General features: G+C 46.2%; 9 protein-coding genes and 1 pseudogene. 2 read left to right on the forward strand and 8 right to left on the reverse strand.

Translation table 11 applies throughout. The annotated features are described in order from the left end of the window. Window positions 1-122: 122 nt before the first annotated feature. Together AC29Z1_RS08000 and AC29Z1_RS08005 are read right to left on the reverse strand one after the other, a co-directional pair. Window positions 123-1,034 carry a DMT family transporter gene (locus tag AC29Z1_RS08000; protein ID WP_488270935.1) on the reverse strand — a complete coding sequence of 304 codons (912 nt, stop codon included), beginning with the start codon at window positions 1,032-1,034 and terminating at the stop codon, window positions 123-125. A gap of 12 nt (window positions 1,035-1,046) precedes the next feature. Next, window positions 1,047-2,402, reverse strand: a complete 1,356-nt coding sequence (locus AC29Z1_RS08005; RefSeq protein ID WP_488270936.1) for an MATE family efflux transporter — start codon at window positions 2,400-2,402, stop codon at window positions 1,047-1,049. A gap of 370 nt (window positions 2,403-2,772) precedes the next feature. Here AC29Z1_RS08005 and larAH10 point away from each other — a divergent pair, with 370 nt between their 5' ends. Together larAH10 and AC29Z1_RS08015 are read left to right on the forward strand one after the other, a co-directional pair. Continuing rightward, window positions 2,773-4,068, forward strand: coding sequence for an NPN-dependent 2-hydroxyacid racemase, LarAH10 family (larAH10, locus tag AC29Z1_RS08010; RefSeq protein WP_488270937.1), 1,296 nt, complete (start codon window positions 2,773-2,775; stop codon window positions 4,066-4,068). Between the two features lie 385 nt (window positions 4,069-4,453). Next, on the forward strand, window positions 4,454-5,752 hold the full coding sequence (locus AC29Z1_RS08015; RefSeq protein WP_488270938.1) for an MFS transporter: 1,299 nt from the start codon (window positions 4,454-4,456) through the stop codon (window positions 5,750-5,752). Between the two features lie 125 nt (window positions 5,753-5,877). On the opposite strand, the gene AC29Z1_RS08020 is transcribed toward AC29Z1_RS08015, so the two are convergent. The 6 genes and pseudogenes from AC29Z1_RS08020 to AC29Z1_RS08045 form a co-directional block, all read right to left on the reverse strand. Then, entirely contained in the window at window positions 5,878-6,393 is a 516-nt protein-coding gene (locus AC29Z1_RS08020; protein WP_488270939.1) for a GNAT family N-acetyltransferase, read from the reverse strand. A gap of 12 nt (window positions 6,394-6,405) precedes the next feature. After that, the gene (locus AC29Z1_RS08025) at window positions 6,406-7,236 is read right to left on the reverse strand and encodes an ATP-binding cassette domain-containing protein (RefSeq protein WP_488270940.1); all 831 of its coding nucleotides are present in this window, start codon (window positions 7,234-7,236) and stop codon (window positions 6,406-6,408) included. Next, a complete protein-coding gene (locus AC29Z1_RS08030) occupies window positions 7,214-8,053 on the reverse strand; it encodes an ABC transporter ATP-binding protein (RefSeq protein ID WP_488270941.1) in 840 nt (279 codons plus the stop codon). Before AC29Z1_RS08030 ends, AC29Z1_RS08025 begins: the two co-directional genes overlap by 23 nt. A 15-nt stretch (window positions 8,054-8,068) precedes the next feature. Next, window positions 8,069-8,914, reverse strand: a complete 846-nt coding sequence (gene nikC, locus AC29Z1_RS08035; RefSeq protein WP_488270942.1) for a nickel ABC transporter permease subunit NikC — start codon at window positions 8,912-8,914, stop codon at window positions 8,069-8,071. Then, window positions 8,911-9,852 (reverse strand): nickel ABC transporter permease subunit NikB, encoded by a 942-nt coding sequence (gene nikB / locus AC29Z1_RS08040; protein WP_488270943.1) that lies wholly within the window; start codon window positions 9,850-9,852, stop codon window positions 8,911-8,913. The genes nikC and nikB overlap by 4 nt, the downstream gene beginning before the upstream one ends. 25 nt (window positions 9,853-9,877) lie before the next feature. Then, window positions 9,878-10,176: pseudogene (locus tag AC29Z1_RS08045) on the reverse strand (nickel ABC transporter substrate-binding protein); the annotation flags it as partial.

The following is a 10,176-nucleotide window of genomic DNA, read 5'->3' on the forward strand; positions in this document are numbered from 1 at the left end:
CTGCTTTTTCTTTTGACCTACCAACAAAGCAAGCTACTGTATTGTAAAAATTGCTGCAATACCGTTTTCGGATTTTAGTATTTCTCCGACGTTATTCGATATGGCTTTTACAGCAGCCAGCCCTACTTTGTCTCCTCGGCCATTCTACTAACGTCATCGGCAGCCTGAATACTCTGTAGTTGAGTCAGCAGCATACCTACCAACATTAGACCACAGCCAATGACCTCCTTAAGACCTAACCGTTCATCCAGCAGCAAGAACCCCCCAAGTACAGCAAAGACAGTTTCCATACTGAGAATAATCGCCGCATGAGCTGGTGGCGAATATTTCTGGCCAACGGCTTGCAGCGTATATGCTACCCCCACAGAGAAAATGCCCCCATACAAAATAGGAATAAGCGCTCCGGCAAGTCCTTCTAAAGATATCGTCTCAAAACTGGCCGCAATTACCAAACTCAGCATCCCACAAGTAACAAATTGAAAAAATGATAACTGTAACACATCAACCCGGGTGGCATAATGCCCAATAAGCAGAATATGTGCAGCCCAGAACAAAGCTCCTATCAACTGCAGCAAGTCCCCAAAAGCGATGAAAAAGCTTTCTTTTACACAGAGTAAATAAAGACCGACAATGGCAAACACAGAACTAATCCAGGTAATCATACTTACACACTGCTTTAAAAATATTCCTGCCATCGGCACAAGTACAATATATAAACAAGTAATAAACGCAGCCTTGCCTGCGGTTGTGTAAATCAAGCCAATTTGCTGCAACGAGGCGGCAATAAACAGAATTAAACCTGCCAATCCGCCGGCCTTCATAGCATCTGTAAGGCGCACAGATGGCATTTGTCTCTGCTTGTTACTACGATAATACAAGATAAGCGGCAATAAAGACAAACTTCCTAGTAAAAACCTGACTCCATTAAAGGTAAATGGTCCAACATGGTCCATGCCCACCCGCTGGGCTACAAAGGCGAATCCCCATATGGCTGCTGTTAAAAGCAGCAGCAAATTTGATTGTAAAGCACTCATGTTTCCTACTCCTTATCCCTTAGTTGATTTATATTTCTTCTGCAAACCAATTAATCTTACAAGCAATACCAGCGCTCCGACAGCCAAGCCAACGATAAACCCAACCCAATAACCATAGGCCTGTAAATTTAAGTAGTTTGCCAGAATATATCCTACTGGCATGCCAATAACCCAATAGGAAACAATCGCCATCACCAGGGTAATTCTGACATCTTTATAACCGCGCAAAGCCCCCTGAATAGGAGCAGCCACAGCGTCAGAAAGCTGAAAAAAGATGGCATACCAGAGGAAATTGCGGACTAATTCTAAGACCGTTATGTCCTCAGTATATAGACTTGCGATCTGGTGATTAAACGCAGTTAAACTGCCTGCAAAAACAAGGCCGACAGCCAGGGCAATGCCAATCCCCAGATAACTGTATTGCTGCGCATCATGATAGCGGCGCGCGCCTACCTCATATCCCACCACAATGGTTAAGGTTATCCCAATACTCAGCGGCACCGTATATACTAAACCAGCAAAATTGATAGCCGCCTGATGGGCGGCTATCACAGCCGTGCCATATTCGCTCATTAATAGGGCTACCACCGAAAAAATACCAACTTCACAGAAAATCGTCAGTCCGATAGGCACGCCGACAACTAATAATTCCCGCCAGGCAGTTAATGAAACGCCAGACAAAGCCGAAAAAATGCGGTATCCTCTAAATGGCTCCACATAATAGATAACGCCAATGCAAATAACGACAAGACACCAGTAAGTCAAGGCAGTTGCATAACCAGCGCCTATACCCCCAAGCCGCGGAAAACCAAATTTTCCAAGAATCAGCAAATAATTCAATGCAATATTAATCGGTACAGCAACTAAAACCATCAACATAGTAATCCGGGTATATCCCAGCGAATCGATAAAATTCCGCAGCACAGCGGCAACAAACAAAGGAATAATCCCCATAGCCAAGGCACACAAAAAGTGATAAGCAATGTGGTGAACAGGCTCCTCTAAATCCATGACGTTGAGCAGTGGCGAAAGTGCTAACGAACCAGCGACAATCACTAACACTGCCAGTGTCAACGCCAAATATACGCCCTGAATTACCAGAAAAGGCATGTCCTGCTTGCGGCCAGCACCATGCAATTGCGCTAAAATCGGGGTAATCCCACTCAAAATTCCGCTAATCCCGGTGAATACCGGCAACCACAAATTACTGCCAATAGCAACTCCTGCCAAGTCGTAATGACTTACTTGTCCTGACATCACGGTGTCAAAAAAGCCTGACACGGTAAGCGAAAGCTGAGCAATAAATATCGGGAAAAATATAATGAGAAATTGACGGATCTTTTCCCGCAACGTGGATGTTGGCTTCACATATTCACCTCAATTAGCAGACTTACCTTTAGATCAGGTGTAAAACATCTGCAGGGTAATCGTTCTTGTTCTGAAAACGGTTCTACATCAGGAAAAGAAAAAACTTGGCCTGTGCCAAGCCCTGAGCTTATCAATATAATAGCACCAATCTCACTCCGCGTCCAGTTTTCTCCAGCCAAAGTAGCTTACTGCTTGCCTTTTGCCACATACCATCCGCATCCTGCCAACAGGACAACGGTTAAATCCTGTTAGATACAGATATGTTTTTTGCAGGAATATTCGATTCTGGCTAGAATAAAATAAACATTTACAGGTATTATGTTAATATAATTGATTTTGCATCATAGATGTTTCAAACGGAGGAATTAACATGCCAAAAACATTTGCACTGGGTTTTGGTGATAAAGAAGTCACTATGACTCTGCCGGAGGAACAAATCCTTCATGTGATCGAAGGTAAACCTGTCACAGCCATTACCGATGTGCCTGCCGCAATAAAAGCCGCTGTAACCAGCCCCATTGACTCACCGCCGCTGGCGGAATTCGTCAAGCCAGGCGACAAGGTGGTTATCATTGCCAGTGATATAACTCGCCAATGGATTACATATCCGGCCTTTTTACCTGCACTGTTAAACGAACTGAACCAAGCCGGCGTACCTGACAATGACATCAAACTGGTTGTGAGCCTAGGCTCCCATCGGCGTCATACCGATGAGGAAAACGCCCTGGTCTACGGACAGGAAACCGTCAGCCGTATTTCAGTTTTCCAAAGCTACGCACCAGCTACCGAAGACTTTGTGTATGTCGGTAAAACTTCACGCGGTGTAGAAACTTATATTAACAAGCATGTCGTCAATGCCGACAAGGTCATCATGACCGGCGGCATTGTTTACCATCCTATGGCAGGATTCGGCGGCGGTCGCAAAGCCATTTTGCCGGGTGTTGCCGGTTACTCCACCATTCAGGGCAACCATACCTTTTGTTTGCACGAGGTTGTAGGGCAGGGTATCAACCCTAACTGCATGTCCGGTAAACTGGAAGGCAACCCCATGCATGAAGATATGAGCGAAATGGCTGCCATGCTCAAAAATACCTTTTTACTTAATGCCGTCTTTACACCTGAAGGGAAATTTGCCCGTTTTGTCGCCGGGCATCCTCATAATGCCTGGTTGGAGGGCTGCAGGACAGTGGAGGAGATTTTTGGGGTACCGATTACAGCCAAAGCTGACCTGGTTATTGCTTCTGCTGGCGGTTTCCCTAAAGATATCAACCTCTATCAAGGGACCAAGACTACAGAAAATGCCTTTATGGCAGTCAAAGATGACGGCGTGATCATCGCCCTGTTAGAATGCCGTGATATAATGGAGCCGCCTGATTTTAGCGGCTGGTTCAATTATGAATCCCTGTATGACCGCGAAATTGCGCTGCGCAAAGCTTTTACCGTCCCTGGCTTTATTGCCCTCAAGACCGGACTCATGGCCAAAAAAGTGCCACATATCATTGTTACTTTGCCGGAAAACATCGAATTTATGAAAAAGGCTGGCCTGATTGCTGTCACTACTTTGGATGAAGCCATGACCATCGCCGAACAAAAATTAGGTCGCAAAAACTATACCATTACGGTCATGCCGCATGCTGCCAATACTGTGCCCTTGCTGCAAAAATAGCAAAAACAATCCGCTCACACTACTCTATAAAGAACACCTTAGCCACTATGTGCTTAGGTGTTCTTTGTTTTTTCAGTAACGACGGTCCACTTCTGCAGGCTGTTATAAACTTGCCCGATCTTCACTGCTTGGATATCCAAAGCAGCACAGGGCATACCCTACTTTACTTAAAATTCCATCATCTAAACGCATTAACACTTATAAAAAATACGCTCGTCTACTAATGATATACATATGTATTTATATAAATAACAAATACACATATCCCTGTAAAAAATAGTGTATGTTTGTGCATTTGACCCTATTGACGAGATACAAAACACTCTCTATAATAGTCAACAAGTACCAAATATGTATACAGTAACCAGAAGGGGGGAAAATACCTGTGGAAACAACGCGATCAGTCTCAGGCGTAGCTGTAGTGCCTGAGAAACCGACAAAACAGCGAGTAGTGCTAGTAGCCATCTTGCTCTTAACCTTGCTTGTCGCTTATCTCGACAGGGTAAATGTCTCGGTTTTACTTGCTGACAATGCGTTTTTAACTGACATGGGAATCAAAGGTCAACCTGTACAAATGGGACTATTAATTACATTATTCTTAATTGCTTATGGGGTAGCCAACGTGGTTTTGAGTCCTCTGGGGGACTATATCGGTCCACGTAAGGCTATGGCGATTTCTATAGTATTGTGGACAATTTCGGTTTGCATCGGCGGTTTGGCAACAACCTTTGCTACTATGCTGCTGGCGAGAGTCATCCTAGGTATTGGCGAGGGTATGCACTGGCCCATGCAGAGTACTTTTGTAAAAAACTGGTTTCCTCCCAACGAGCGCGGCAAGGCCAATGGCGTCTGGCTGATTGGCCTCATGGGCGGCCCGGCTATAGCTATGCCGTTTTTTTCCTGGATTGTTTCAACCTGGGGTTGGCGTCCCAGCTTTTTTATCCTTGGTGCCTTAGGACTAATTCCTTTAGCCTTGATTTGGTTCTATGTAACTGACCACCCCCGGCAGCACAAACGGGTCAATGCTGCAGAACTGGAGTACATTGAAAGCGCCCTTAAAATCGAAGCCGAAGAAGAAGCTAAAATTAAAACCGAGAGTCTTAGCGAACGATTAAAATCCTTTGTGCTTAATTACCGGTTTTGGCTGCTGACCATTAACTATTTCTGCATTGCCTGTGTATGGTGGGGAACCATGGCTTGGCTTCCGTCTTATCTTAAAGCTGCCCGCGGCTTCTCCTGGAGCCAAATGGGGGCCCTGTCCTCACTTCCTTATATTCTTGGCACTCTTAGCATCTTATTTTTTGGTCACTTGGCAGATAAGTACGGCCGGCGCGCTCCTTTTATTGCCCTTGCCCATCTTGGTTCAGCCTTAGGGATCTACTTTGGCGCCACAGCTACCGACAATATGACAGCCGCATTACTTATCTCGGCCGGTATCGCCTCCATTGCTATCGGGCTACCTTCTTCCTGGGCGATTCTCCAGCGTATTGTTCCCGGTAAAGCCATTGGTGCCGGTGCGGGGATGATGAATGGGTTAAGCAACGGCGGCTCAGCCTTTGCTCCGGTGTTGATCGGCTTTTTTATTAGCCTGAGCGGCGGTTATGTCGGCGGTCTCATGTTCCTGGTTGGTATAGCCGCTCTTGGCTTTGTATGTATGGCAATACTCTCTTTGCAAAAATATTAATGCAAAATACATTATTAAAAACGTCAGAGCAAACTTACGCTCTGACGTTTTTGTTGTCAATCATTATCACATTATTGAGCTTAGTTAAAACAACAAGAGGACTGCATGTAGTCAGGCCGCTTGAGTTACAGCGTTTTATCCATATAAACTGTTTCTAACGGGTCATTGCCAAGTACCCGAATAATAAACTGCTGACTTAACCAGAAGGGATAGCCCCCAGGCAAAAAGCGATGGGTATGCAGACAGATTGTGGTATACCCCACACTCCGACAATAGTCCTCAATTGCCAGTAGCATCTTGCTAGCAATTCCCTGGCGTCTCAACGAACTATCCACATAACAGCGGGATAACTCTGCTGTCTTAGTTACGTCATAATAGCCTTTTACCTTTTCAATCCGATCATCATAAGGGCGTATGGCGATAGTACCCACAACCTTGCCAACCGAATCAAACGCAGCAAACATCGCGGTTTTGGGATCCACCATATACGCTTCCTCCATATTGGCAAGGTCCCAGCGCACAGCGACATCCGGAATATTGGGGTACACCTCATGCAGCATGGGAATAATAAAATCAAGCGCCGGCGTAATATCCTCAGCCGTAATTCGGCGAATCGTCCACTCTTTATGCTTTATTTCCATATAAGCCACTCCTTATCTGATACTCTTTCCCAGCGTTTTTTCTGTGCGCGGCTCTGGCTGTGCAGGCAATACCGCCCCCTGCAGCGCCAAAGACACCGGATGGGTAAGACAATGAAGGTTATCCATGTTCTCCAAACGTTCGACAATCTCACCGCCATACATAACAGCCAGCCTGTCAGCCAACTGAGTTACTGCGGCCAAATCATGCGAAATAAATACATAAGACATATCGAGTTCTTCCCGCAAAGCAGCCAGCAAATCCAATATCTGCGCCTGTACCAATACATCCAGGCTGCTAACGGCCTCATCCAAAACAATCAGCTTAGGACGCAGGGAAATGGCTCTGGCAATACATACCCGCTGGAGCTGACCACCGCTGAATTGATGGGGATACTTTACCGCATCCTCGGCTTTAAGACCGACAAGCTCCAGCAATTCACCTACTGTCCGCATTTCTTCCTGCGGGCTAAGCCCGGCAAAGTTTCTCAGCGGCTCCGCAATACTTTCCCCGGCTGTCAGTCGAGGATTGACGGAACTAAAACAATCCTGAAAAACAACTTGCAATTCGCGCCGTACTCGGCGAATAGCAGCTTTGTCCTTACCATACAAATTTACCCCCTGGAACAACACTTCTCCGGATTCCGGTTTCTCGATTCCCAGGATAATCCTTCCCAATGTACTCTTACCTGAGCCGCTTTCCCCGACAAGTCCTAAACACTCCTTAGTTCCCAGTGAAAGGGATACATTATTGACAGCTTGTACCCGCCGGCCTTGTTTAAAAATTCCGCCTCCGTGAAAATGTTTGCTTACTCCCCGTAATTCAAGAAGCGTTTGTGCTGACATTGGCCACCCTCCGTCGATGTGCCAAACCAATGCGGTTGCGCGCATGAATCAGCGCTTGCGTATAAGGATGGCGCGGCTGGGAAAACAGTTGGCAGACAGGTGCCTGTTCCACAATTTGACCATTATACATTACAGCTACCGAATCAGCCAGACGGGCAATAACCCCCAGATCATGGGAAATTAGCAACATACTTGTGCCATACTCACACCGCACTTGCGCCAGCAAATCTAAAATCTGAACCTGCGAAGTAGCATCTAAGGCTGTGGTCGGTTCGTCGGCAATAATAAAATCCGGTTTCTGTGCTAGGGCAATAGCGATAATGACCCGCTGCAGCATACCGCCGCTAAACTCGAACGGATATTGGCGCAGCAATAAATGCGGCTCCGGCAGTCCCACTCGTTCCAAATATTCAATCGCCGTAGCCTTGGCTTTTTTGGGGTCGGTTTCACCATGTGACAGTAATGTTTCAATAAAATGATCACCAATAGTACGAATAGCATCAAACGCATTCATAGGATTCTGCATAATGAAACCAATGCGGTTACCACGAAGTTCTCGCCACCGGCTGGCAGATAGGCTGTCTAAATTTTCTCCGCCCAAGCAGATGCGACCGCCTGTTTTCACCATACCTACCGGCAAAAGGTTTAAGATAGAAAGGCAAGTCATGGTTTTACCACAACCACTTTCGCCAACCAACCCAAAAATCTCGCCTTGCTCAATCTGAAAACTGAGTTTCTGTACAATGGGAACCAATCTGTCTTTTCGTTTATATCCAACCTCTAGATTTTCCACTGACAGGAGCGGCTGCTTCTTCATTTGCTTTCCCCTTTCCTATCGCTTCACTTTGGGATCAACTATATCCCGCAGTGCATCCCCTAATAAATTAAAGGCCATAACTACGCTCAAAATCATCAGTCCCGGATACGCCATTAACTGAGGATAGCCCCGCAAAAACTGGCGACCATCATTAATCATTGCTCCCCATTCCGGCGTTGGCGGCTGAATCCCTAGCCCCAAAAAGGACATGCTGGCAATATGCAGGATAACCCACCCCACATCCAGCGTTGCCAATACGGCAATCTGCGGAAATATATTGGGTAAAATGTGCTTAACGATAATTACCGGTTGGCTGGTACCGGCAACCTTAGCTGCCAGCACATAATTGCGTTCTTTCATACTTAGTACCATCCCCCGAATCATTCTGGCATACCAGGCCCATTGAGACAAAGCCAGCGCTAACACTACATTAGGTAGCCCAGGCCCCATAACCCCAACTAAGGCTAAGGCCAGAATAAGACTGGGAAAAGCCAAAAAGATATCACAGATGCGCATAATCAGAGCATCCAACCGGCCACCGGCAAATCCGGACACGGCACCTACAATAGTACTGATACTCAGTGTTACCGTCATAACGGCAAAAGCTGCACCTAAGGAAACTCTGGCACCATATATAAGGCGGGACAAAATACAGCGGCCAAGATGGTCAGTCCCTAGCCAATAAGTTTCATTTGGTGGCATTAATTTGCGTTCTAGTGCTACTTCGTTTGGATCATGCGGCGCTAATACTGGTGCCAAAAGTGCCACCAGAACATTCAGGCAGATGATTAACAAAGCAATTGCAGCCAACCAGTGTTTGTATTCAAAACTTCTAAAACAAGCTGCTGTTATTGAACTCATGAGGATTCCCCTTTCAAGCGAATCCTGGGATCAAGCCAAGCATAGGCAATATCAACAAGCAGGTTGGCAATAACAAAAATCCCAGACATCATGAGCACAAAACATTGTATCACCGGATAATCCCGATTTAAAATCGCGGATACACAAAACCTGCCAACTCCCGGCCAGGCAAACACATTCTCCACAATGACCGAACCGGACAGCAAATGCCCAATACTCATGCCCAGCGCAGTTACCACCGGCAGCATGGCATTCTTCAGCACATGGCGGCCGATAACCCAGCTTTCTTTCAACCCCCTTGCCCGGGCATAAAGAACAAATGGCTGGTCAAGATTCTCCAGCATACTGGTTCTAAGCAGCCGGATATAGGTGGCAATATAACTAAACGACAATGTTACCGCAGGCAAAATAAAATGCTCCCACGAACCCCGCCCTAATGCAGGCAATAAATCGAGTTTTAGGGCAAAAAAGTACATTAACAAAAAGCCCAACCAGAAATTCGGGACTGCAGCGCTAATAAACGCCAACAGCCGGCAAAGATTATCAAACCAACCATCTTTGTACAGTGCTGAAAAAATACCCATAGGTATGCTGACTGCCAATGTAATGAGCAGCGAAACGCTCGCTAACTGAGCTGTCGCCGGTATCCGCTGCATCATTTCATCCCACACAGGCTGGTGGGTGGCATAGGACTTTCCAAAATCGAGAGTTATCGCTTTTCTTAACCAATCCCAATATTGAACAGCCAAGGGCCGGTCAAGCCCTAGTTCAGCCCTGACTGCCGCAACGGCTGCGTCTGACGGCGGTATCTGCGATAATCGCAGATAGGCCTCTGCCGGATCCCCCGGTATCAGACGCAGGATAAGAAAGGTAATAATCGAAACTCCCACAAGTACAGGTATCAGGCTCAGCAGGCGTTTGATAATATAAGAAACCATACTGCCTACCTCGATTCTTTAAGAATTACTGAATATCTATTTCGCCAAAAGGAATTTCATATTGACTGCCCATAAAGCTAACTCCGGTAATATTCTTAGGATATACAGCAATATTAGCCAAATAAGACAACGGCAAATACACCGCCTGTTCATGCAGAGTGGTGAAAATATCTCTGTACAGTTCCTGCCGTTGAGCCTCATCGGTAGTAACAAGAACGGCTGAAGCCTTACGATCAAGTTCAGCTTTCATGGGAAGACCTAACTGTGCCTGGTAATCAGCATGAGACGCCACACGCATCGATCCTACGAGCGTATGTGGATCAT

The sequence above is a fragment of the Sporomusa sp. genome, from assembly GCF_057736855.1.

Coding starts and splice junctions, on each gene's coding strand:
- larAH10 (WP_488270937.1), top strand. CDS start 2,773: ATGCCAAAAACATTTGCACTGGGTTTTGGTGATAAAGAAGTCACTATG.
- AC29Z1_RS08000 (WP_488270935.1), bottom strand. CDS start 1,034: ATGAGTGCTTTACAATCAAATTTGCTGCTGCTTTTAACAGCAGCCATA.
- AC29Z1_RS08020 (WP_488270939.1), bottom strand. CDS start 6,393: ATGGAAATAAAGCATAAAGAGTGGACGATTCGCCGAATTACGGCTGAG.
- nikC (WP_488270942.1), bottom strand. CDS start 8,914: ATGAGTTCAATAACAGCAGCTTGTTTTAGAAGTTTTGAATACAAACAC.
- AC29Z1_RS08025 (WP_488270940.1), bottom strand. CDS start 7,236: ATGTCAGCACAAACGCTTCTTGAATTACGGGGAGTAAGCAAACATTTT.
- AC29Z1_RS08030 (WP_488270941.1), bottom strand. CDS start 8,053: ATGAAGAAGCAGCCGCTCCTGTCAGTGGAAAATCTAGAGGTTGGATAT.
- nikB (WP_488270943.1), bottom strand. CDS start 9,852: ATGGTTTCTTATATTATCAAACGCCTGCTGAGCCTGATACCTGTACTT.